17 protein-coding genes and 1 tRNA gene are annotated in these 22,738 nt (G+C 62.7%); 9 read left to right on the top strand and 9 right to left on the bottom strand.

Going from position 1 to position 22,738, the window contains the following annotated elements; all coding sequences use genetic code 11:
• Positions 1 to 15: 15 nt before the first annotated feature.
• A complete protein-coding gene (locus ACFX5Q_RS07645; protein WP_404277123.1) occupies positions 16 to 702 on the bottom strand; it encodes a Crp/Fnr family transcriptional regulator in 687 nt (228 codons plus the stop codon).
• A gap of 481 nt (positions 703 to 1,183) precedes the next feature.
• Here ACFX5Q_RS07645 and ACFX5Q_RS07640 point away from each other — a divergent pair, with 481 nt between their 5' ends.
• The 3 genes from ACFX5Q_RS07640 (at position 1,184) to ACFX5Q_RS07630 (ending at position 7,407) form a co-directional block, all read left to right on the top strand.
• The gene (locus tag ACFX5Q_RS07640; protein ID WP_404276682.1) at positions 1,184 to 4,861 is read left to right on the top strand and encodes a S8 family serine peptidase; all 3,678 of its coding nucleotides are present in this window, start codon (positions 1,184 to 1,186) and stop codon (positions 4,859 to 4,861) included.
• Entirely contained in the window at positions 4,854 to 6,389 is a 1,536-nt protein-coding gene (locus ACFX5Q_RS07635) for an MBL fold metallo-hydrolase (protein ID WP_404276680.1), read from the top strand. The genes ACFX5Q_RS07640 and ACFX5Q_RS07635 overlap by 8 nt, the downstream gene beginning before the upstream one ends.
• A gap of 445 nt (positions 6,390 to 6,834) precedes the next feature.
• Positions 6,835 to 7,407, top strand: coding sequence for a hypothetical protein (locus ACFX5Q_RS07630; RefSeq protein ID WP_404276678.1), 573 nt, complete (start codon positions 6,835 to 6,837; stop codon positions 7,405 to 7,407).
• 148 nt (positions 7,408 to 7,555) lie between these two features.
• On the opposite strand, the gene ACFX5Q_RS07625 is transcribed toward ACFX5Q_RS07630, so the two are convergent.
• Together ACFX5Q_RS07625 and ACFX5Q_RS07620 are read right to left on the bottom strand one after the other, a co-directional pair.
• A tRNA-Val gene (locus ACFX5Q_RS07625) sits at positions 7,556 to 7,630 on the bottom strand.
• Positions 7,631 to 7,766: 136 nt separating this feature from the next.
• On the bottom strand, positions 7,767 to 8,450 hold the full coding sequence (locus ACFX5Q_RS07620; RefSeq protein WP_404276676.1) for a phosphoglycolate phosphatase: 684 nt from the start codon (positions 8,448 to 8,450) through the stop codon (positions 7,767 to 7,769).
• Between the two features lie 462 nt (positions 8,451 to 8,912).
• On the opposite strand from ACFX5Q_RS07620, the gene rpiA reads away from it, so the two are divergent.
• The 3 genes from rpiA to gor all read left to right on the top strand — a co-directional run bounded on the left by rpiA (position 8,913) and on the right by gor (position 11,756).
• Positions 8,913 to 9,644, top strand: a complete 732-nt coding sequence (gene rpiA / locus ACFX5Q_RS07615; RefSeq protein WP_404276674.1) for a ribose-5-phosphate isomerase RpiA — start codon at positions 8,913 to 8,915, stop codon at positions 9,642 to 9,644.
• Positions 9,631 to 10,245 carry a DUF2059 domain-containing protein gene (locus ACFX5Q_RS07610; protein WP_404276672.1) on the top strand — a complete coding sequence of 205 codons (615 nt, stop codon included), beginning with the start codon at positions 9,631 to 9,633 and terminating at the stop codon, positions 10,243 to 10,245. The genes rpiA and ACFX5Q_RS07610 overlap by 14 nt, the downstream gene beginning before the upstream one ends.
• Positions 10,246 to 10,364: 119 nt before the next feature.
• On the top strand, positions 10,365 to 11,756 hold the full coding sequence (gor, locus tag ACFX5Q_RS07605; protein WP_404276670.1) for a glutathione-disulfide reductase: 1,392 nt from the start codon (positions 10,365 to 10,367) through the stop codon (positions 11,754 to 11,756).
• A gap of 61 nt (positions 11,757 to 11,817) precedes the next feature.
• Here gor and mgtE read toward each other — a convergent pair whose 3' ends face one another.
• Together mgtE and ACFX5Q_RS07595 are read right to left on the bottom strand one after the other, a co-directional pair.
• Complete coding sequence (mgtE, locus tag ACFX5Q_RS07600) at positions 11,818 to 13,182, bottom strand: magnesium transporter (RefSeq protein ID WP_404276668.1); 1,365 nt, start codon at positions 13,180 to 13,182, stop codon at positions 11,818 to 11,820.
• Between the two features lie 387 nt (positions 13,183 to 13,569).
• Positions 13,570 to 15,468, bottom strand: coding sequence for an ABC transporter ATP-binding protein/permease (locus tag ACFX5Q_RS07595; RefSeq protein WP_404276666.1), 1,899 nt, complete (start codon positions 15,466 to 15,468; stop codon positions 13,570 to 13,572).
• Positions 15,469 to 16,050: 582 nt separating this feature from the next.
• Between ACFX5Q_RS07595 and ACFX5Q_RS07590 the strand changes: the two genes are divergently transcribed.
• Complete coding sequence (locus ACFX5Q_RS07590; protein ID WP_404276664.1) at positions 16,051 to 16,485, top strand: hypothetical protein; 435 nt, start codon at positions 16,051 to 16,053, stop codon at positions 16,483 to 16,485.
• 1 nt (position 16,486) lies between these two features.
• On the opposite strand, the gene ACFX5Q_RS07585 is transcribed toward ACFX5Q_RS07590, so the two are convergent.
• Positions 16,487 to 17,167 carry a DsbA family oxidoreductase gene (locus tag ACFX5Q_RS07585; protein ID WP_404276662.1) on the bottom strand — a complete coding sequence of 227 codons (681 nt, stop codon included), beginning with the start codon at positions 17,165 to 17,167 and terminating at the stop codon, positions 16,487 to 16,489.
• Positions 17,168 to 17,191: 24 nt separating this feature from the next.
• Entirely contained in the window at positions 17,192 to 19,012 is a 1,821-nt protein-coding gene (locus ACFX5Q_RS07580; protein ID WP_404276660.1) for an extracellular solute-binding protein, read from the bottom strand.
• 290 nt (positions 19,013 to 19,302) lie between these two features.
• Between ACFX5Q_RS07580 and ACFX5Q_RS07575 the strand changes: the two genes are divergently transcribed.
• The gene (locus ACFX5Q_RS07575) at positions 19,303 to 19,932 is read left to right on the top strand and encodes an invasion associated locus B family protein (RefSeq protein ID WP_006199773.1); all 630 of its coding nucleotides are present in this window, start codon (positions 19,303 to 19,305) and stop codon (positions 19,930 to 19,932) included.
• Between the two features lie 62 nt (positions 19,933 to 19,994).
• Here ACFX5Q_RS07575 and hspQ read toward each other — a convergent pair whose 3' ends face one another.
• Both hspQ and ACFX5Q_RS07565 read right to left on the bottom strand, forming a co-directional pair.
• Positions 19,995 to 20,318, bottom strand: a complete 324-nt coding sequence (gene hspQ, locus ACFX5Q_RS07570; RefSeq protein ID WP_192181119.1) for a heat shock protein HspQ — start codon at positions 20,316 to 20,318, stop codon at positions 19,995 to 19,997.
• Between the two features lie 218 nt (positions 20,319 to 20,536).
• Complete coding sequence (locus tag ACFX5Q_RS07565) at positions 20,537 to 21,748, bottom strand: UbiH/UbiF family hydroxylase (RefSeq protein ID WP_404276658.1); 1,212 nt, start codon at positions 21,746 to 21,748, stop codon at positions 20,537 to 20,539.
• A gap of 102 nt (positions 21,749 to 21,850) precedes the next feature.
• Here ACFX5Q_RS07565 and ACFX5Q_RS07560 point away from each other — a divergent pair, with 102 nt between their 5' ends.
• The gene (locus ACFX5Q_RS07560) at positions 21,851 to 22,738 is read left to right on the top strand and encodes a DUF2182 domain-containing protein (protein WP_404276656.1); all 888 of its coding nucleotides are present in this window, start codon (positions 21,851 to 21,853) and stop codon (positions 22,736 to 22,738) included.

The following is a 22,738-nucleotide window of genomic DNA, read 5'->3' as shown; positions in this document are numbered from 1 at the left end:
TCGGCCCGGAATCGCTCAGTCGTCGTCCTGCGTTTCGGCGATATGGTTGAGCGCCTTGCTATCGGTTATGCGCAGGCCGCCACGCTTGATGGCGATGATCTGCCGGTTGCGCCAGTCGTTCAGTGTCTTGTTGACCGACTCGCGAGTGGCGCCGAGGAAATCGCCGAGCTCCGATTGCGAGATCGGTATCCAGCCTGCTCCGTCGGCCATGACGCCGGCAAGAAACACCAGGCGCTTCGCCAGCCTGGCCTCGATGCCGAAGAAGGCCTGGTCCCCGAGCTCGCCGCTGACCCAGCGCAGCCGCGCGCACAATAACTCAATCATCGCGCGCGCCAGAGGCGGGTTTTTCTCAATTCGGTCAAAGAGTTGCGTCCGGCTGAGCGAGACCAGCTCGCAAGCCGTGAGACAGATGGCGGTTGCCGTGCGCGGGCGCCCGTCAAGCGCGCCGATCTCTCCGACCAGGCTGCGCTGGAGCTCGATGTTGGCCACCAGCTTCTGGCCGCCGGGCGAGTAGATCGAAATCTCCACCGTGCCGCTCATCACGCCGTAGATGCGGTCGGCGGCATCTTCCTGGACGAACAGGTGCTGGCCGGCTGCGTAGCGTTCCAGCTTGCAGCCGCTGAACAGCAGGTCGAACTGGCGCGGGTCGATCCGTGCGAGGCGCGGCAGATCGTTCCTGTCGTTCGCGCTGGCGAAAGCCATATCGATTTTCCAATTACCCCAACTGCTAAAGTTTACGGCAAGAGAGCGCATCATCAAAGCCCGGCGTTCATGTAAGGCCGCAGCCGAAGCACGGAAGGTCGTCTGCACGCGCGGCGGGAGGTAGCCGAGAGCGCGCGACGGCAGCCGTGCAAATGCTTAGGTGCTCAAAAAAACCCGCCTTGGAGCGGCTGCCTTTTTTCGAAGTCTGGGAAACTCGGGTCGAAGCAGCCGGCCGAAGTGGAACCCCTGGCCACATTCGTGCGGAAGCTGCCGAGCATCTGTGAAGTCCGTCACAGAGACACCTGTCGAATGGCGCGATTGTCATGCAGCCGGCAATCGGCAATATTTGAATGACGAACGATCCTGGAACATAAGCCGGCGCAGCATCAGTTGTTTGGCGGTTTTTCCACCCACACTTGCCAGGATCTGACAGTCGAGACTACGATTTCTACTTCAACCGATTGGGAAAGTGGAGCATGCCATGGCGACGGCAGCGGGACTCCTGATCAAGGTGCGCGGCGATGGTGCCGGTTTTGCCGCGGGCAGCCGGTCATTGCGCCTCGGGGCGGTCGACGTCGAGCCAATCCTGCGCGTGCCACCGGGCGCTTCGGGCGGCAATCTCGGCGCCGCTGCCGATCCAGGCGCGACCTGGCTCAGGCTGAGCGCCAAGGCCAGTTCGGGAAATCCCTGGAACGATGCCCATGCCCTTGTCGGCCAAGGCCAGGCATTCGCGGCGGCAGGCGGCCCTGAAGTCCTGGCCGTGGAGCCGGACATCGTCGAGCACTGGGACTACAAGGACGCCAATGGCGACCGCGGCATGGCAGCGAGCGCCAGTCCGGTCTGCACCTTCGACGACCAGGATCCGTCAGGCGGGCAGGCCACCAAGCCGGGCGTCGTCGCCTGGAATGCCGGAGCGGCCTTCAGCCAGTTCGCCACCGCCCGCGCCAAGGTCGGCGCCAAGCAGGCCAAGATCACCATCGCCCATCTCGATACCGGCTTCGATCCGGGGCATCGCACCTTGCCCGCCGGACTGCTCACCGCGCAGCAGCGCAATTTCGTCAATGACGGTGCCGGCCCGAACGACGCCACCGATCATGCTCCGCCAGGCGGCCTCGCCAGCAATCGCGGCCACGGTACCGGCACGCTCAGCCTGCTCGCCGGCAACAAGCTCGACGGCACCTCGCCGAACTGGCCAGGCTTCAAGGATTTCGTCGGCGCCGCCCCCCAGACAAACATCATCCCGGTGCGCATCGCCGACTGGGTGGTGCGGCTCACCACCGGCACCATGGTGCAAGGCATCGACTATGCTCGCGCGAAAGGCGCGCAGGTGCTGTCGATGAGCATGGGCGGCCTGACCTCGCAGGCGCTGGTCGATGCGGTCAACCTTGCCTATGACAACGGCGTCGTGATGGTCACCGCCGCCGGCAACAATTTCACGATCACGCCACGAAGCATCGTCTTTCCGGCCCGCTACAATCGCGTTCTGGCGGCCTGCGGCGTGATGGCCGACGGCCGCGCCTATTCCGGCCTGAGCTTCGGCACCATGCAAGGCAATTACGGGCCGCAATCGAAGATGAAGACGGCGCTTGGCGCCTATACGCCGAACGTGCCGTGGGCCGAGATCGACTGCGCCAAGATCGTCGACATGGATGGCAGCGGCACATCGGCGGCAACGCCGCAGATCGCCGCCGCGGCAGCACTCTGGCTGGCCGAGCACTGGAACGTCGTGAAGAATTACTCGCAAGCCTGGATGCGCATCGAAGCAGTCCGCTTCGCGCTGTTTTCAGCGGCGTCGAAGACCACGGCCAAGATGGGGGCGGCAGAGACGTTGGAAAAGATCGGCCAGGGCGTGGTCCGGGCGGATGCCGCGCTTTCCATCATGCCCCCGGCGGAGAACAAGCTCCGCAGATTGCCGCCGGCCGAATATTCCTGGGCCTGGCTCGATTTCATCACCGGTGGCGGCAACTCCGTGGCGGCGATGTCGCCCGCCGACATCATACATCGGAAAATGCTGGCGTTGGAACTGACCCAGATGGCACAGCGCGTCGCGTCGGTCGACCAGGCGATCGCCGATCCGGATGTCGACCCCAGCAAGATCTCGGCCGCCGCGCGCAACCGCTACCTGGAAGCCGCGCTCGATGACGGCAATCCGTCCGGGCCGCTGCGGACCTTTCTCGAAGGCGCGCTGGGACGGCCGGGCGCCAGCCCTCCTGCGCCGGCGGCGACGAAACCGGCACCGCAGATCAAGCGCAAGCCGCGCGCGCTGCCGCCGCCCAAGCGCCGCCTGCGCATCTATGCGCTCGATCCTTCCATCGCCAAGCAGCTGGATTCAATATCCGTCTTTCAGGCGACCCTTTCCGTTCCCTGGGACGACGAGCCGTCGACGGCCAAGGCGTTGCTGCGCGGTCCGGTCGGCGAATATCTCGAGGTCATCGACATCGATCCGGCATCCAACCGCGTCTACGACCCGGTCGACCTCAACGACAAGATCCTGCTCGCTCAGGACGGTCTGCCGCCCTCGGAAGGCAATCCGCAATTCCATCAGCAGATGGTCTATGCCGTCGCCATGACCACGATCGGGCATTTCGAGCGCGCCCTGGGCCGCCGCGCGCTGTGGGCCCCGCACTATACCGGCAAGGTCGGCAGCCGTGGCAGCATGGCCATGAAGGCGCATGAAGTGCCGCGCCTGCGCATCTATCCGCACGCGCTGCGCACTGCGAACGCCTACTACAGCCCCGACAAGAAGGCGTTGCTGTTCGGCTATTTTCCGGCCGAGAGCAAGGACGGCGACGTCACCACGCCGGGCACGACGGTGTTTTCCTGCCTGTCGAGCGACATTGTCGCGCATGAGATGTCGCATGCGCTGCTCGACGGGTTGCACCGTCTTTTCGAAGAAGCATCCAACCCTGACGTGCCGGCCTTCCATGAGGCCTTTGCCGATATCGTGGCGCTATTCCAGCATTTCACCCTCAAGGAGCTGGTCAGCTTTGCGATCGCCAAGGCGAAGGGTGATGTGTCCGTTGCCACGCTTTTGTCCGGCATCGCCGCGCAGTTCGGCGAGGGCAGCGGCCGCGCCGGGCCACTGCGCGACTATGGCGGCCCCGGCATGGCCGCGCTCGACTACGCCAAGACCTTCGAGCCGCATGACCGGGGCTCGATCCTGGTCTTTGCCGTCTATCAGGCGTTCCTGGCGATCGCCGACCGCCGCACCGACGATCTGGTCCAGCTGGCGACCGGCGGCACCGGCGTGCTGCCGGTCGGCACCTTGCATCCCAGCCTGGTCGAGCGCCTGACCGACGAGACCGCCAAGATCGCCCGGCAGATGCTGACCATGTGCATTCGCGCGCTCGACTACTGCCCCGCCGTCGACATCACCTTCGGCGAATATTTGCGCGCCCTGATCACGGCCGACATCGATGCCTTCCCCGACGACCCGCTCCACTATCGCCTGGCTTTCATCGAATCCTTCCGCAGATGGAAGCTTCTGCCGCGCGACGTGCGTACCATCTCGGAAGAGACGCTTGCCTGGAGCGAGCCCGACGATCCGTCACCTCCCTGGCTGCAGGGGCTGCTGGACGAAATCGACCTCGGCTGGAACCAGCAACTCGATCGCTCCGAGATCTTCTCCCTCAATGAGAAGAACCGCTATGCGATGTGGCAGGCGATGCACCGAACCTTTACCGCCCATCCGACCCTTCACAAGGAGTTCGGACTTCTGCCCGACCTGCCGCGCTATCGCGACGACGGCACCCTTTTGGCCAAGGCAAAAAAGGGCGAGACCACCTTCAGTATCCTCGGCGTGCGTCCGACCCGACGTGTCGAACCCAACGGCTCGTTCCGTACCGAGGTCATCGCCGTCATCCAGCAGCGCATTCCGATCGATTTCGAAGGCAAGCCCATACCGAACGGCGTGAAGGCGGGCGACGGCTTCATCTGGTTCCGCGGCGGAGCGACGCTCATCATCGACCCGCGCAAAGGCAAGGAAAGCATCCGCTATTCGATCATCAAGAACACCGGCAGCCCCGAACGGCGCAAGCGCCAGGCCGAGACCGCGACCGCGAACTACCTGTCGCCGCTGCGAGCGCTTTATTTCGGCAACGAGGTTTCCGAGCCCTTCGCCCTCCTGCATGCCAGCGATGGAGATGACGATCATGTCTAGGAAGCCGGCAACAAGAACCAGGCGGCAAGAAGCGGCGGATGCGGCAGTGGCAAGGGCGATAAAGCCCGCCGTGACGGTCCGGCACTATTGCCAGGGCATCGGCGACTGCCACCTGCTGAGCTTTCCAACGCCCGACGGCTCACTGTTCCGCATGCTGATCGACTGCGGCGTTCATGTGTCGATCAAGGGTGGCCCGGCGCTGGTGGCGGACATAGTCGCCGACATCGAGAAGGCGACGGATGGCGGCAAGATCGACGTCCTCGTCGTCACCCATGAGCATTGGGACCATGTTTCGGGCTTCCTGACCTCGAAGGACCTGTTCGCGGGCTTTGAGGTCAAAGAGGTATGGATGGCATGGACGGAAAACCCGGCCGACCAGCAGGCCGTCGAGCTCGACAAGTTCAAGGCCTCGGCCCTGACGGCGCTGCAAGGTGTGAGCCAGAGGCTCGATGCCGCCCAGGAGCCGACCGCTCATCTGGCAGGCATTCGTGACGGGCTGCGGTCGGTGCTCGGCTTCCAGTTCGGCGCCGCCGGCGAAAGAGTGCGCTCGGCGCGAGACGCAGCGGCCGGTCTTTCGAAGACCAGGCCGACCTATCTCGAACCAGGCAAGCCGCCGCTCTCGATCAAGGAACTGCCCAATCTGCGCATCTACGTGCTTGGTCCGCCTCGCGACAAGGCGGCACTTCGGCTCGAGGAGAGGGCGGGCGAAATGTTTCCGCTTGCCAGCGGCGGTCCGTTCGCTCGGGCGCTTGCCGCGGGGCTGAAGATGAACGACGGAACCGGCGATGCAGACTATATCGATGAGCTCAGCCCGTTCGAGCGCCACGTCGGCACGGAACTGTCAGCGGCGCTGAACGGCGACAAGGGCAGTGATCCCAGGATCGATATCGGCGCCTTTGTCCGCGAGCACTATGCGGGGCCGGTCTCCCATCCGGCGCCAACGGAGGACCCCGACCAGTCGTGGCGCCGCATCGACGCCGACTGGATGGGGATTGCCGCCGACCTTGCCCTGCAGCTCGATCGGGGCGTCAACAACACCAGCCTGGTCCTGGCGTTCGAGTTCACCGACAGCAACAACGTGTTCCTGTTCCCGGGCGACGCGCAGATCGGCAACTGGCTGAGCTGGAAGGATTTGAAATGGCAACTGGAGCAGACGACGGTGACGACAGCCGACCTCATGGCACGCACGGTCTATCTGAAGGTCGCCCATCACGGCAGCCAGAACGCCATGCCGCAAAAACAGGGCATCGACCTTTTGACCAACGCCGATCTTTCGGCCTTCATCCCGACCAACCAGGATGACGCCAAGAAAGTCCGCTGGCACGAAATGCCCTACGACCCCATCCTGACCGCGCTAGCCGCCAAGGCCAACGGCCGCGTCATCCGCTCCGACGACAAGTGGCTGGCCGACAAGAACGGCAAGCCGCCCTTCGCCACGCCGTCCGGATCGATCCGTGCGGTGCGACACGCGCCACGCGATAAGGCTCGCGGGGAGGGTGGGCTGTGGGTGGAGGTTGATCTCGTTTGAGGCGGTATTATTTGGCGTGAGCGACCGCTGCGCCTTTGATTTCTGAAGGCGCATTACCACATGCGCAACGTGTGGCTAGCCTAGTAGCGCTAGGCCTAGATAGCACCTCTACCCTAACCATGTGTCTCTTCGGTCTACCATTTCTCCTGATTACGCTTGTCAGTCAGCGCCTTGCATTCGCTGAAACCAGAAAGGAAGCTCTAATGGATACATCGACCAAACGTGCCAAACCGAGCCTGCTCAAAACTTCGATACTAGCGGCAGTCGCAAACGTGGGGGCATCATTGGTTGGGGGTGTCGTGCTACTACGCTAGCCACACGCGATGTTTTCATCGAGTATACCCCGCTTCGGCGGGGTTTTTCGTTGCGGAGGTCAAGACCGGCAATCGGCGGGTGCTGGAATACCTGCTCGACCCGCTGATGGAGATGACGGATGAGGCGTTCCATGAACGGTAAAAACGCGTTCTTGAAAATCTTGCATGTCTCCACTCTGACCCTGGCGCTCGGCTGCGATGTTTTCGGACAACAGTGTCTGGCGCGAAATCGCGAGGCAAATTATTCGGATTTCGACGAAAAGGCATTCGAAAACATGGTTCTATCAGATAAATGCGACGAGGCATTTCGCTTTATTTGGCATAGGGTGGCCACAGGTGAGGTTCGACCGACAGAAATACTTGAAAATTATATAGAGAATGGAATAATTATTCTACCTAATTTGAAAAATTACAATATGTCTAGTGCAAAAGTCTCTTTGATGCTTCAAATGAAGGTTTTTGGCCGCAGCAGTCGTGGAAGAGATGATAGATTGATGCATCGCTTGTCGTCACCGGAGATTACGCAACCTGAGGGCAAAAAAGTAGGAGCGTGCCTGGCCGCCTCTAAAGGCTCTGGCGAAGCCGTGCAGGAATGCATCGAGAGCGCAGAAACCGTGGGCGTAATCGACGATTTCATGAATTTCTACTTCTATGCCGACAAAGCAATGGACAATGCCGTTACGGTGCAGTGCGGGAGGAATTAAATATGTCTGATCTGCTCCCATCAAGAAAAATGACTCGCGGGCTACGACGGCGAAGCTGCGGACGAGGTTTTTGGGGCACGCCGACGCCCTGGCGGAAGCCGATAGTTGTGCGGAAGGGAAAACGATCACTGCTAAGTGCTTGAAAAGATGGTGGGCGATGCAGGGATTGAACCTGCGACCCCACCCGTGTGAAGGGTGTGCTCTCCCGCTGAGCTAATCGCCCGCTCGTTGCCCGAAGGCCAAGCGAGCCGCGATATAAGGGAGGCTGCCTCGTGAAGTCAAGGCGATGTGCCACCATTCCGCACGGACTGAAACGTGGCAAGGCCGGGCAGGCGCCGGAGGCTGGTTGCGTTTGTCGCTCAGCCCTCGGCTGCGGCGATCAGCCGTTCCGCCAGATCGAGCGTCAGCGTGTCGAAATGCGAAATCACCGCCGACGGCTCGAATTCGCGCACATGGCGGTCGGTGTAGCCGAAATCGACGGCGACGACCGGAATGCCGGCGGCCTTGGCGGTGTCGATGTCGGTCTGCGAATCACCGACCATCAGCGCCCGATGCGGGTCGCCGCCGGCCAGCTTGATGGTTTCAGTGAGATGGCGCGGATCGGGCTTGCGGAAGGCAAACGTGTCCTGGCCGGCGATCGCCGCGAAATGCTTCGCCAGGCCGAGCGCCTCGATCAGGGCAACCGAATTCGCCTCGTATTTGTTGGTGCACACGGCAAGCAGATAGCCGGCCTTCTCGAACCGGGCGATCGCCTCGACGACGCCGGGGTAGGGGCGCGACTTGCCGGGGATGTTGTCGGTGTAGTGGTCGAGGAACAGTTTCAGCAACCGGTCATGCTCGTCCACCGCCAGCGATCGCCGCTGTGCTGCATGGGCGCGCTCGATCATCACCCGGCCGCCATGGCCGACGTAGCGCTTGAAGCCGGCCTCATCGACGGCCGCCAGTTCGCTGGCGGCGAGACTGTGGTTGAGGCTGTCGAGCAGATCCGGCGCCGTGTCGACCAGCGTCCCGTCGAGGTCGAACACGATGATCGGTCTGGTCATGGCCTGTCCTGTGGCGATTGCATGCCGGCAGGCGATAGCGGCTGCGGCGCGTCAAGGCAAGCGGGCTGGCAAGCAGTCGAGGCATGCAGACCCACCGGATTCGCGGCGAGCCGCCAGAAATGAAAAAACCCGCCACGGCGGCGGGTCGTTGGCGCAAATCAGCACCATGGACAGATATGTAGCATACCTGCTGTCACCGTGTCAACGATTTCAAGGAAGATATTCCTATGAAGGCTGCCCACGCATCGCTCCCTGCGCGTCGCCAGGCGTTACGCTGCTGCCAAGGGCTTTGACCAGACGGGGGCTTTGACCAGACTGGCAAAAATGTTAGGAGCCCGAGACGCTAGAGCAGTTCACCGTTTCATGGAAACGCCGAACCGCTCTATCTCTTTGTTCTACGCAATTCCGGACGGAAAACCGTTTCACACTTTTCCTGGAATTGCTCTAGGGGGCAGCAGCAGCATGGATGCGAGGCAATTGAAGGTCGAGGCCGCGCGGGCAGCCCTTGCTCATGTGAGCGAAGGCATGCGGCTCGGCATCGGCACCGGCTCGACCGCCGAGGAGTTCGTGCGGCTGCTCGCCGAAAAGGTCGCCACCGGCCTCACCATCGTCGGCGTGCCGACGTCGGAGCGCACCGCCGCGCTCTGCCATGAGCTCGGCGTGCCACTGTCGACGCTCGAGGAAACGCCTGAGCTCGACCTCACCGTCGACGGCGCCGACGAGGTCGACCCGGCGCTGACCCTGATCAAGGGCGGCGGCGGCGCGCTGCTGCGCGAGAAGATCGTCGCGGCGGCATCCGGGCGCATGATCGTCATTGCCGACCGTTCGAAAATGGTCGAGACCCTCGGCCGTTTCCCGCTGCCGATCGAGATCAATCAATTCGGCCTGCGGGCGACCGAAATTGCGGTTCGTGCAGCGGCCAAAAGTCTCGGTCTTTCCGGTCCGATTACATTGAGGATGACGGGGAGCCAGCCTTTTGTTACAGACGGCGGCCATTTTATCCTCGATGCATCTTTTGGCCGCATTCCGGATACAAGAGCGCTTTCGAATGCTCTCCACGCCATACCGGGCGTCGTCGAGCACGGTCTTTTCATCGGGCTGGCGTCAGCGGCCATCATCGCCGGCGGCGACGGCATCCAAACCGTCCATGCCGCCCGAAAACCAGGGAGTTCTACCGACCATGATGTTGCATAACCGGGTTCGCAGCCTTTCGGCCATTCTGGTGGCTTCGGCCGTTTTCGCGTTTTCTTCGCCTGTCTTCGCGCAGGACGTGACCGAATCGCACCTGAAGGCAGCGCGCGCCGCCGTCGCCGCGATCCACGCCACCGACCCGTTCGACAACATCCTGCCGCAGGCCGCTGCCGCTCTCGAACAGCAGCTGATCCAGAAGAACCCGGACATGCAGGAACTGATCGGCAAGACCATCACCGACAAGGCGGTGGCATTGGCCTCGCGCCGCGCCGACCTCGAGAAGGAAGCAGCGCTGGCCTATGCCAAGGTCTTCTCCGAGAAGGAACTCAACGACATCGCCGCTTTCTACAGCTCCGACTCCGGCAAGAAGCTGCTTGACAGCGGCCCGACCGTGACGCGCGACCTGGTGAAGGCCGCCGACATCTGGCAGAACGGCCTTGCCCGCGATCTCGCCCAGCAGGTCGGCGAAACGCTGGCCGCGGCGGCGAAGGCCAATGCACCGGCAGCGCCCGCTGCTCCCGCAGATGCCACGGCCCCTGCGGCTCCCGCCGACGGCGCTGCCCCGGCTGACGGCGACGCGCCCGCCGACAACACGCAGAACTGATTTGCCTTTCCAGGCGGCCGGATGGCCGCTGGACCAGAAAGCCCGGCTTTGTCCGGGCTTTTCTTTTGGTGGTTGGCGGCATACCTGTCTCAGACATTTTTGAATGCAAGGATCTGCGCATGGCCGGCTACGACTACGACCTTTTCGTCATCGGCGGCGGCTCCGGCGGGGTGAGGGCGGCGCGTGTCGCGGCAGCGCTCGGCAAGCGCGTCGGCATCGCCGAGGAATACCGCTATGGCGGCACCTGCGTCATCCGCGGCTGCGTGCCGAAGAAGCTCTTCGTCTATGCCTCGCAATTTCCCGAGCATTTCGCAGATGCCGTCGGCTACGGCTGGACGGTGCCCGAGGCGAGCTTCGACTGGCCGACGCTGGTCGCCAACAAGGATCGCGAGATCGCCCGGCTCGAGGCCATCTACGAAAAGAACGTGAAAGGCGCTGGCGGCGAGACCTTCCATTCGCGCGCCATGCTGGTCGACCCGCATGTGGTGCATCTTCTCGGCGAGGATCGCACCGTCACCGCCGACCAGATCCTGATCGCCACCGGCGGCCGCCCGGCGCCGCATCCCGCGCTCCCAGGTCACGAGCTTTGCATCTTTTCCAACGAAGCCTTCGACATCAAGAAACTGCCGAAGGCGATCATGATCGAGGGCGGCGGCTACATCGCCGTCGAATTCGCCAACATCTTCCATGGGCTCGGCGTCGACACCACGCTGGTCTATCGCGGCAAGGAGATCCTGTCGCGCTTCGACATGGACCTGCGGCGCACGCTGCACGATACCATGGAGAAAAAGGGCATAAAAATCCTCTGTCATGCCGTGTCGGAATGGGTCCGCAAGCGGCCGGACGGGCGGCTGGACGCTTTAGTCACCGGCGGCAAGGTGCTGACGGTCGACCAGGTCATGCTGGCCATCGGCCGCATCCCCAACACCGAGAATATGGGGTTGGAAGGCGTCGGCATCGAGCTCGGCAAGACCGGCGCCATCGTTGTCGACCAGTACTCCCGCACCAACATCGACAATATCTGGGCGATCGGCGATGTCACCAACCGCGTGCAATTGACCCCGGTGGCGATCCACGAGGCGATGTGTTTCATCGAGACCGCCTTCAAGGGCAATCCGACCGCGCCCGACCACGACACCATACCGACGGCGGTGTTCTCGCAGCCCGAGATCGGCACCGTCGGCCTGGCGGAGGACGAAGCAGTGAAGCGCTTTTCCGACATCGAAATCTACCGTGCCTCATTCCGCCCGATGCGCCACACGCTGTCCGGCCGCGACGAAAAGATGCTGATGAAGCTGGTGGTCGACGGCGCTTCGAAGAGAGTGCTCGGGGCCCACATCCTCGGACCCGACGCCGGCGAAATGGCGCAGCTTCTCGGCATTCCGCTTAAAGCCGGGCTCACCAAGGACGACTTCGACCGCACCATGGCCGTGCATCCGACGGCGGCGGAAGAGTTGGTCACCATGTACAAGCCGACCTACCGCGTGAAGGACGGCCAGCGCATCGATTGACGCATGTCGCGACAGAGCTCATCGCGGCAACAAGATGCCGCGATGAGAGTGCTCGACGTTGCTAGAGCAGCGTGCCGCGCAGGATGACCAGCGCCACCGAGAAGTAGATCACCAGGCCGGTGACGTCGACCAGCGTGGCGACGAACGGCGCCGACGCGCTGGCGGGATCGAAGCCGATGCGTTTCAGCGCGAATGGCAGCATCGACCCCGACAGCGAGCCGAAGGTGACGATGCCGACCAGCGCCGCGCCGACGGTCGCCGCGATCAGCTCCCAGTGCGGGCCGTAGTCGTAGAAGCCGAAATACTGCCACAGCGTGATGCGGCAGACGCCGACGACGCCGAGGATCGATCCCAGCACAAGCCCGGTCGGCAGTTCGCGCAAGGCGACCCGCCACCAGTCGCCAAGGCCGATCTCGCGCAGCGCCAGTGCGCGGATGACCAGCGAGGTCGCCTGCGAGCCGGAATTGCCGCCCGAACTCATGATCAGCGGGATGAACAGCGTGAGCACGATTGCCTTTTCCAGCTCGCCTTCATAACTCTGCATCGCATTGGCGGTCAGCATCTCGCTGATGAACAGCGCGCAGAGCCAGCCCGCACGTTTCTGGATCATGGCGAGAAAGCTCATCTTCATATACGGCTCGTCGAGAGCCTCCATGCCGCCGAAACGATGCACGTCCTCGGTCGTCCCCTCGACCATCGTGTCGATGATGTCGTCGATGGTGACGATGCCGAGGATCTTGCCGTGGTCCACGACCGGAACGGCGAGCAAATCGTATTTGGAGATCAGCTGCGCCACCTTTTCGCTGTCGGTGAGCGGCGAGACCGTCACCGGCACGCGATCCAGCGCGACATCCATCACCAGATCTTCCGGCTCGCCGGTGATCAGCCGGCGCAGGCCCGTCGAGCGCACCAGGACATGCGTCTCGGGATCGACGATGTAGATCGCGTAGATGGTCTCGCGCGTCCGCTCGACCTTGCGGATGTAGTCCAGCGTGCGGGCCACGGTCCAATCCGAGGGCACGCTGACGAACTCCGTCGTCATCAGCGACGCCGCGCTGCCTTCGGGATAGCCCAGAATGGCAAGCAGCGTGGCGCGCAGCGGCGGCGCGAGTTCGACGAGCAGTTCGGAACGCGCCGGTTCTTCCAGCTCGCGCAGGATATCGGCGGCGCGGTCGACTGACATGGCGGTGAGCAGCTTGCCGGCCTTGGCGCGCGGCAGCGCCTCGACAAGCTCGGATGCGCCGTCGAGTTCCGGCTGGTCGAAGATCTCGACCAGCCGCTCGAACGGCACTTCGCAAAGCAGCTCGATCGCCGTTTCGCGCGGCTCGTGGTTGAGCGCCTCGACAACGTCGGCGACGTGATCGTTTGCAAGGATACGGGCGATAGCGACGGCCTCGTCGCCCGCTACGGGGGAAAGTTCGTTCATTGGTTCACTCCTTGCCGTCCGGCAGGACGTGAACCGCTCAGGTCACGTCTAGGCGGACGGCGGTTGCGTTCGACTACTGTCGCCAGGCATGGCGCGGTGACCTTTCTGCTCGCGGGCTAGCGCATGACCCCGAAAATCGGTTTCGATTTTCGGAAAGGATCATGCGCAAATTCTAGGTTTCTACAGCGTCCTTTGCGCGTCCGAAGTGACGCGCGGCGCTGTAGGTTGAATTCTGCGAGCCGGCGCAACATAGGAGCGCCTCTTGCCGAGTCAATCGCGGCAAAGGGCAAAAACGACACCGGAGGGCGAGATCGCGAGACTGTGATCGCCGCGCGAGGTCGAGCTACCGCGGCTGATGCCGGCGGGCAAGGATGCGCGGTGGCGGGGCTATTTCTGCTTCAGCCGGCGCGGGAAGCGCAGCCATTTGTCCTCGACCGGCCTTGGGACCGGCCTTGGCTGTGCGAGGATGGTGGTGAGTTCGCGCGGCAGGCTTGGAGCCAGCGGCTTCTTGGTCGCGACGCCGTCCGAGATCGCGACCACGCTGTGATAGAACTCGGCGCCGGACAGCGAGCGCGGCGGCGTGGCCTCGTGCATGACGCTGATCACCGTGACGTCTGGGCAATTGTCCTTGATCGCCTGGTGGAAGGCGATCTTGCCTTCGGGATCGAGCGCGCCGGTTGCCTCGTCGAGGAACAGCAGCCCAGGCTGCTGCAGGATGATGCGGGCGACCACCAGCTTCTGCTTCTGGCCACCTGAAAGAACCTGGTCCCAGTTCTTCCCTTCGCGGCTTTCATCGGCCAGGTGCTCGATGAAGTCGCCAAGGCCGGCCTTGTGCAAGGCCGATGCGACCTGCGCATCGCCATGATCTTGCTCGGAGCCGGGCAGGCAGACCAGCTGCTTCAGCGTGACCTGCTGCAGCTTGACCTCCTGGGCGGCATAGAAACTCCTGATCCCTTCCGGGAAGACGATGGTGCCGCGGCCATAGGGCCACAGGCCGTTGATCGCCTTGATCAGCGAGGTCTTGCCGCAGCCCGATTCGCCTTTGAGGAACGTCCATTCGCCACGCCGGAAGCGCAGGTTCGCCACGCTCAGGAATGGTGTCGCGTCCTCGCCCTGATGTGCCAGTTCCAGCTTCTGGATGGTCAGGCCGAAAACCGGGTTCTGGCGGTCGTAGCGGAAGTCGGAACGGCCGGTCTGGCTGTAGAACTCCTGCGGCTGCTGGACGTTCTCGATGGCGTTCGCCAGTTCGGTCACACGCTGGCTGTTGGCCCGCAATGTCGCGATATTAGGCATGACATGGATGAACCATGAACACTGGCTGATCAGCGAATTGACCAATTCGGAGCCGGTAATGTAGCCCTTGAGATCGAAGCCGTTGTGGATGAACGGAACAAGGCCCGGCCCATAGGCGACAATGCGGGCACCTATGAAATTGTAGATCAGCTCGAACGAATTATAGCTGGTGTTGACGATGTTCAGTCGCGCCCAGGTGCGGTCGATATCGACATAGAGCCGGCTGTGCATCGACTTCTGCACATTCTCGCCTTGCGAGGCGGCGACATGGAAACTGCGGCGCAGGAAGGTCGTCAGTTCGCCGCGATAGCTGCCTTCGGACTGCTGCATCCTGACGTTGAGACGTTCCAGCAATCTGCCCAGCTTCACCGCGATCCAGGTGTTCAGCGGCACATAGGTGGCGACGGCCAGGAAGGCCAGGATCGCGCTGCCGTAGCTGCCGAGGAACTCCAGTCCTCTCACTTCCACCGAGGTCTCAAGCAGCTTCTGGCCGACGAAATAGAGTGACGTGGCAACAGCCAGGACGCCCATGGCGAGGCCGATGGCTCCGCCGGTCATGTCCTTGATCGATTCCTGGATGCGCTGGTCGATGTTGTCGGGAGCCGCGTTGCCGGACGAACCATGCTGGGCGTGGAAATGCGTGTGATTGGTGTCGAGCAGCGCTTCGTTGAAGCGGCTGTCCAGCCAGCCGCGCCATTTGCGATGCAGCGTCGCCGAAACGAGGCTGCGGATGCCGGTAAAGCCCGCATCCTTGAGGATGACCAACAGGACCAGGATGCCGGCGTTGGTCAGCAGCGACTTCAGGGGTGCGGTATTTGCGGCATCGTGGAAAAAAGCGATCGAATTGACCAGTTCACCCGACGCTTCGGCGAACCACACGCCCGATTTGCTGGACAGCGCCGTGAGCAACGCGATGACGAGGGTGAGTGTCCAGGCTTCCTTCCAGCGGTCGGAGAACCAGTAGGCCCGCATCAGCCCCCAGAAGGTACGCATCGACGACACCGGCGTCAGGGGCGAAGGCCTTGCGGCCTCGCTAGGTAGTTCTGCCGGTACTGTACGTCGTGGTCTGCCGACCCGAATCACGATCCCGCCTAAACCTTTTTTAGTTTTGTTACGGATAGTAACACCAATTGATCATTTTCTATTAATTTTCTCCCACCCTCTGTGAACACGCGCACGCAACGTTGCCATGGAGCAACAGGTCGAGCTGCGGAAGCAGCGCACAAAAACCGGATTATTGGTAGTTATTCCAATAGGTTGAGCAGCCATGGCGGCGGCCGTATTTACCTTCCCCAAGGGAAGCTTCTCACACGATTTTGTGAACCTTTTCGCCTTGCCGAGCGGCCGATTTTCCTACGAAGGACTGACTGGCAGGTCCCCCAATCGGCTATCCCCGACCACTCCAGCAATACTCTCGTGATGACTCGCGGGCAGCCGAGCCTGCATCGATTCGTCTCGCACGAAGCGTTTTAGGGCGCGGGCAGTTCGCGCCTTCCCAGATGCACGGCAAGCCGCGTTTGACAATGCAGCCGTGCGGATTGAACCTGATCCACACATTTGGCTTAGGGGTCTTCCATGTCTGCACGTACATTTTCAGTCGCGATGCTCGTGGCCTTCGCCTGGATGCCTCTGGCGCATGCGGGTAGCCAGACCATTCCGGCGAGCGCCGAAGGTCAGATCGAGTTCAACACGCCATCAGGCAATATCGGTTGCATCTACACGCCGAAGGGCGGCACCAGCACCTACCAGCCGCAGGACGGCGGGCCGGAACTGAGCTGCTCGCGCGTCGAGCCGAGTTACGTCACCGTCATTCTTGGGCCAAAGGGACCGGCGACGCTGATCAAGAACCCCGGCGAGCAGGGCTGCTGCAGCGACGTCGCCAAGCTGGCCTACGGGAACAGCTGGAAGAAGGGACCGTTCTCCTGCCAGTCATCGACCAAGGGGCTTACCTGCGGCAGCAGCAATGGCCATGGTTTCTTCGTCAGCAAGGCCAAGGTGACGGTCAAGTAGGCTAGCTCGCCGTTTCCAACTCGCCCCGCGCCTTGGCCGCTGCGACCTGGCGGATGGCGTCGGCAAGCGTCTCGGCGTCCTGTGCGCCCATCACAGCATATTTGCCTTCGAGCAGGAAGCACGGCACGCCGGTGATGCCCATGCGCGAAGCAGTTGCGATTTCGGTGCGCACCGCCTCGACATCGGCGTCGGTCGGCAGCAGCGTTTCGACCACGGAGGCGTCCATGCCGGCTTCGCGTGCGGCTTCGACCAGCACGCCATGGTTGCCGATGTTGGCGCCTTCCTCGAAATTCAACTGGAACAGCCGGCGCACCAACCGGTTCTGCACGGCATCGCCGGCAGCACCTGCCCAGCGGATGACGCGGTGGGCGTCGAGTGTATTGGGCGCTACCTTGATGGCACCGAAGGCAAATCTAATCCCTTCCGCTTCGCCGAGAGGCTCGATGCGGGCATGGATCTCGCGGATGCGCTCTTCGCTGCCGAATTTGGCCAGCATGTAGGCGCGGCGATCCTTGCCTTCGGGCGGGATGGTCGGGTCGAGCTGGAACGGCCGCCAGCGCACATTGACGTCGATGTCGCTGGCGGCAGCGATCGCCTTGTCGAGACGCTTCTGGCCGATGAAGCACCACGGGCAAACGACATCGGACACAACGTCGACCGTGATCGAGTTCCCGTCGCTCATCTTCATCTCCTGTCTGGAAGGATCTCAGTTCGCCTTGCGCCACCAGGTCGGCAGTTGATAACCGAATATGGGCGTCTTTTGCGGATGTTCCAGGTAATTCCAGTAGGCAATCCACTGCTGGTCGTTGTGCTGCATCGGCACCATGTAGTTGCCGGAGATCAGCAGCCGGTCGAGAACGCGCACCGCCGCGACATAGTCTTCCCTCGAACGAGCCCTCAGCATCGCATCGATCGCCGCGTCCACGGCCGGATCGGCGACGCCGGCAAGGTTGAACGAGCCTTCCGCTTTGGCGGCGGCAGAGCCCCAGCGCCCGATCTGTTCGATACCCGGCGACAGCGAGTTGTTGAAGCCGCTCGAGCCGATCAGCACCTCGAAATCGAAGCGCTGCTTGCGCGACTGGATCTGGTCGCCATCGAGGCCGCGGATGGTGACGTTGATGCCGATCTTCTCCAGCGTACGCTGGTAGATCGCGGCGAGCCGTTCTTCATCTTGCGATGAAGTCATGATCTCGAAACCGAAGGGTTTTCCCTCGGGATCGAGCATGGTCCCGTCCCTGACGCTGTAGCCCGCGGCCTTCAGCAGGTCGAACGCCGCCTTCAGCTCCTTGCGGTCCTGGCCCGAGCCGTCGGTGACCGGCGGCCGCCAGCTGCCGTCCATGACATCGGCCGGCACGCGGCCGGGGTAGGGCGCCAGCAGCGCCTTCTCCCTGTCGTCGGCGGGATGGCCGAGCGCCGAAAGCTCGGAATTCTGCCAGTAGCTCATGGTGCGGTTGTATTTGCCGGCGAACAGGTTCTTGTTGGCCCATTCGAAGTCGTAGAGCATGCCCAGGGCGCGCCGCACGACCGGATTGGAAAATTTCTGCAGCCTGGTGTTGAACAGGAAGCCCGTCACCACCGGCGGGATGCCGGTGTCGAAGGTTTCGGCCACCACATCGCCCTTGCGAAAGGCCGGAAAGTCCATGTCGCGCTCGCGCTTGACCGGATCGGTCTCGTCGTCAATGGCGCAGATGCCTTTCTTGAAGGCCTCGGTCTTGGCATTGGCGTTCAGGAAATATTCGATGGTAATCTGGTCGTAATTGTCGAAGCCGCGCTTGGCGGGGACATCCTTGCCCCAATAGTCCGGATTGCGCTTGAACACGATGCGCTGGCCGGGCTGCACCTTATCCACCGTATAGGGTCCGCTGCCGATCACCGGCTTTAGCGTCGTCCTGTCGAACGTCTCCTTGTCGAAGGCATGCTTCGGGATGATCGGCGTCAGCGCGATGATCAGCGGAAACTCGCGGTCGGCTTTGTCGTTGAAGGTGAAGCGCACGCTGTGGTCGCCCGTCTTTTCGAGCTTGGCGATCTTGGCCATGCGGTCGCTGTACGGCGGCCGTCCCTTGTCGGTGAAGACATCGTAGGTGAACAGCACGTCTTCCGGCGTCACCGGCTCGCCGTCCGACCATTTTGCATTCGGGTTGAGATGGAATTCGATCGACTTGCGCTCCGGATCCATGTCGGCGCTGTCGGCGAGCAGGCCGTAGAGGCTGAACGGCTCGTCGAAATTGCGCTGCATCAACGGCTCGAAGACGAGGTTGCCGTAGATCGTGTCCATCATGCCGCGTGCCGTGGTGCGCAGGCTTTTCAGGATGAACGGGTTGAGATTGTCGAAGCTGCCGACCACGCAATAGGTGATGCTGCCGCCCTTCGGCGCATCGGGATTGACGTAGTCGAAATGCTGATAGTCAGCCGGCAGCGCCGGCTCACCCTGCATGGCGATGGCATGCCTCGGTTCCGACGCGGCCGGCCGGAGCGAAACGGTCAGAAACGAGATCGCGGCGATCAGCCAAACGAGAACGCGGCCCATGACCGTCTCCTTGCAGGCGGCTTTGTGATTCGCTGTGCACCCTAGAGCATTTCAAGCAGGGATTGAATCGCTCTGCGGGAGAAGAGTTCGGCCTGCGGCGAGCGCTCCGACACAGGGGCTGCCCGTGTCATCTTCGCACCAAGAATCGCGGAGAACGGGCTGGATTCGACATCGCTGGCAGTGTAACACGCGCACCGAAGTCATGCTGTTGCCTCATTTCGGCAACAGGTAGCTGGGACCACGCGGCACGAAGCGGCCGGTTCCGGGATCATTGAGAGGAAGTACACCATATGAAGAGCCTGAACAGCAACGCATACCGCCTTTCGGTCATGGCCGCGGGCGTGGTCGGCTTTCTGGGCGCTGAGCTTCCCGCTGCTTCGGCACAGCAGCAACAGCAGATTCCGCAGGGCTGGTTCAAGGCCTGCACCAAGCAGGAAGATGTCGATATCTGCAACGTCCAGAACATCGTCACCGCCGGCAACGGGCAGCTGGTCACCGGCGTCAGCCTGATCGAGCTGAAAGGCAAGGTAAACCGCAAGGTGTTCCAGGTGACGGTTCCGACCGGCCGTCTGGTGCCTCCGGGCATCGGCCTGCAGATCGACACCGGCAAGGCGCAGAAGCTCGACTACGTGATCTGCTTCCCGGACCGTTGCGTGGCCGAAGTGCCGCTCACCGACCAGCTCGTCTCGTCCTTCAAGAAGGGCCAGGCAATCACGCTTACCTCGGTCAATTTCCAGAACCAGCCGAACCCGATCAAGGTTGCGCTCACCGGCTTCAGCGGCGCCTATGACGGCCCGCCGCTGCAGCAGTCGGACATCGAGGACCGGCAGAAGAAGCTGCAGGACTTCGTGGCCAAGAACAACCAGGACTTCGCCAAGAAGCTCAAGGAAGAGCAGGACAAGGCGAAAGCCGCCAACTGATCGCCGGGACAATCTCGAGTCATGAAAAAAGCGGGGCATGCCCCGCTTTTTTGTTGCCCGCGTCAGTGTCTCAACTGACGTTTCGGCTGGTAGCGGCCGTCGGGCCGCTTGTCGAACATCTCGCCGATCTGCGGATGCCGGACCGGTTCGCCCGACTGGTCCTCAAGCAGGTTCTGCTCGGACACATAGGCGATGTATTCCGTCTCCGAGTTTTCGGCCAGCAGATGGTAGAAAGGCTGGTCCTTGCGCGGCCGCACGTCGGCCGGGATCGCCTCGTACCACTCCTCGGTGTTGGCGAATTGCGGATCGACATCGAAGATCACGCCGCGGAACGGAAACAGCCGGTGGCGGACCACTTGTCCGATCGAGAATTTGGCCGTTTTCATCGTACTCACCACTTAAGTCTTCAAAGCGCCGCAAGGACGCCCTAAGACCTTGAATCTACACATCCCGCCACCAAAATCGAGCCCGACTTTAGGGTGGGTGCCTATTTGGCGCAGACGCCCGGTCAATTCAATCCCGAAGCGCTTGACGTCCGATCAAGCAACGGTCCTGCCGGCAAAGAGGTTTCGGGACGGGGCAAGAATGTCCGATGTCGGCCTGGTTACCGGCGGACCTGTTTCCTGAAGCCCCCAGTGAGCGCCTGGAAGCCACTGCCCGGCCGCAGCCCCTCACGCATGAAGAAGGCGCGCAGCGGTGCGAAGCTGCCAAGCACGCTGAGACCGGCACTGCGCGCCATCTGCGCCGGCAGCATGTCCGACAGCAGCGACCTGTTGAGCAGATTGACCGCGCCGCTGCGCGCCAATATGTCGGGCCGCCGCCTGGAATCATAGGCCGCAAGGCTCATTCTGGAGCCTGGGTCGGATCGATTTTCACAAGCGATTCCAATCAGGTCGTCGATATCCCTGATACCGAGATTGAGACCTTGTGCGCCGATCGGCGGGAAAACATGCGCGGCTTCACCGACCAGCGCGACGCGGTTCTGCGCGAAACGCCCAGGTGACGCCGCCGACAGAGGGTAGACCTGCCGGCCAGGCTCGACGGAGACCCGGCCCAGCATCGACTGCATCTGCTCTTCGACGCGCTGCGAAAGCGTGTCGTCATCGAGTGCTGCAAGCTCTTTCGCCGTCTCCGGTTTCACAACCCAGACGAGACTGGAACGATTGCCGGGCAGGGGAACCTGCGTGAACGGACCGGTTTCGGTATGGAATTCGGTCGAGGTGAAGGCATGCTCGCTGCGATGGCCGAAATTGAGGACGAGCGCTGCCTGCGGATAGGGCCGCACGGAGGCCGGGATGCCTGCCGCCTCGCGCGCCGGCGACAGGCGCCCATCGGCGGCAACCGCCAGCGATGCCGAAATCTCGCTGCCATCAGCCAATGTCGCATGCGCATGGCCGGCGTCGAGGCGCCAGTTCCCCACCATCGACTTCCGCCAGTCGATGCCGGAATGCGCGACAACCGCTTTGGCAAGGGCGGGGAGAAGAACACTGTTGGGCAGGTTCAGGCCGAACTGCTCCTCGCCGATTTCCGTCGCGCGGAAGGTGACCGTCGGGCTGCGGATCAGTCGGCCGGTTGCATCGACGATGCGCATCACCTTCAGTGGCGCCGCCTTCGGCTTGAGGTCGGCGAGCACGCCCAGCCGCTCGAGCACCGCAAGGGCAGGGTTCATCAGGGCGGTGGTGCGACCATCGGCGCCGGCTGCTTCCGGGCCGACCAGCGTCACCGGAAAGCCTGCTTCGGCAAAGCCGAGCGCGGCGATCAGGCCGGCCGGGCCGCTGCCGGCTACCAGTATCCGCGCTGTTTCCTGATGGTCCAATTTCGGCTTCCGGATCGCAATTGAGGCCCAACCGGCCGCCAATCTGTATAGGCCCGATCATGCGGCTTGATCAACGCGGCGATTCGGCCCATTTCGATTGCCATGAGCGACGACTTCAGCCATCTCGACCGGGCCGGCCGCGCCACGGCAAGCGTCGCGCGCAATTCCCGGCTGGCGGTGACCGTCAGCGTCGGCGTGGGCATCGCCCTTGCCTGGGCCATTCTCGGCGCGATGGCGATCCGCGGCGCCGAAAGCCGCTTTGCCGGCGCCGATGCGCCCGGCGATACGGTGCTCAGATATCTGCCGCGGCTGCCGCTGCCGGATTTTCTCGACCGGTTCTTTGCTCTTTGCCTTGCGCCTGCACCGCTTGCCAGCACCGCAGGGATGCAAGCCCTGGCGCTGATGTCGATGTGGTTCCTGATGGCGGTGGCGACCATGCTGCCCTCAGCGGCACCCATGATCCGCACCTATTGCGAGGTCGCCGACACGGCGCGGATCAAAGGCGAGCCGGTCGTCCACCCGCTTGTTCTGGTCGCCGGCTATCTCGGCATATGGCTGGTTGCGTCGACGCTGTTTGCCGCGCTGACGCTCGGCCTCCACGCATTCGCCGCGTCCCGGCAGATGCTCGATCCGGCGGTTGGAATTGCCGGCGCGCTCGCCCTGCTGATTGCCGGCCTCTACCAGTTCAGCGGCCTGAAGGAAGCCTGTCTGACAAAGTGCCGGAACCCGTTTTCGATCCTGTTTGCCAACTGGAGCGCAAAACCCTTGCGCATCTTCAGGCTCGGCATGCAGCAAGGCGTATGGTGCCTTGGCTGCTGCTGGGCACTGATGCTGGTGATGTTCGCCGTGGGCGCCATGAACGTCTTCTGGATGGCGCTGATCAGCCTGTTCACCCTGATCGAAAAACAGACAGCGGGCAGGATGCCAAGCCGGGTTGCCGGTGCGATACTGCTTGTGTGGGCAACCGCGCTGCTATTAGTCTCGGCCTGA

It is taken from the genome of Mesorhizobium sp. IMUNJ 23033, from assembly GCF_044778005.1.
Lineage (GTDB): Bacteria > Pseudomonadota > Alphaproteobacteria > Rhizobiales > Rhizobiaceae > Mesorhizobium > Mesorhizobium amorphae_A.
Note: the sequence above shows the minus strand (reverse complement) of the source record. Positions and strands in the feature narration are given on the sequence as shown.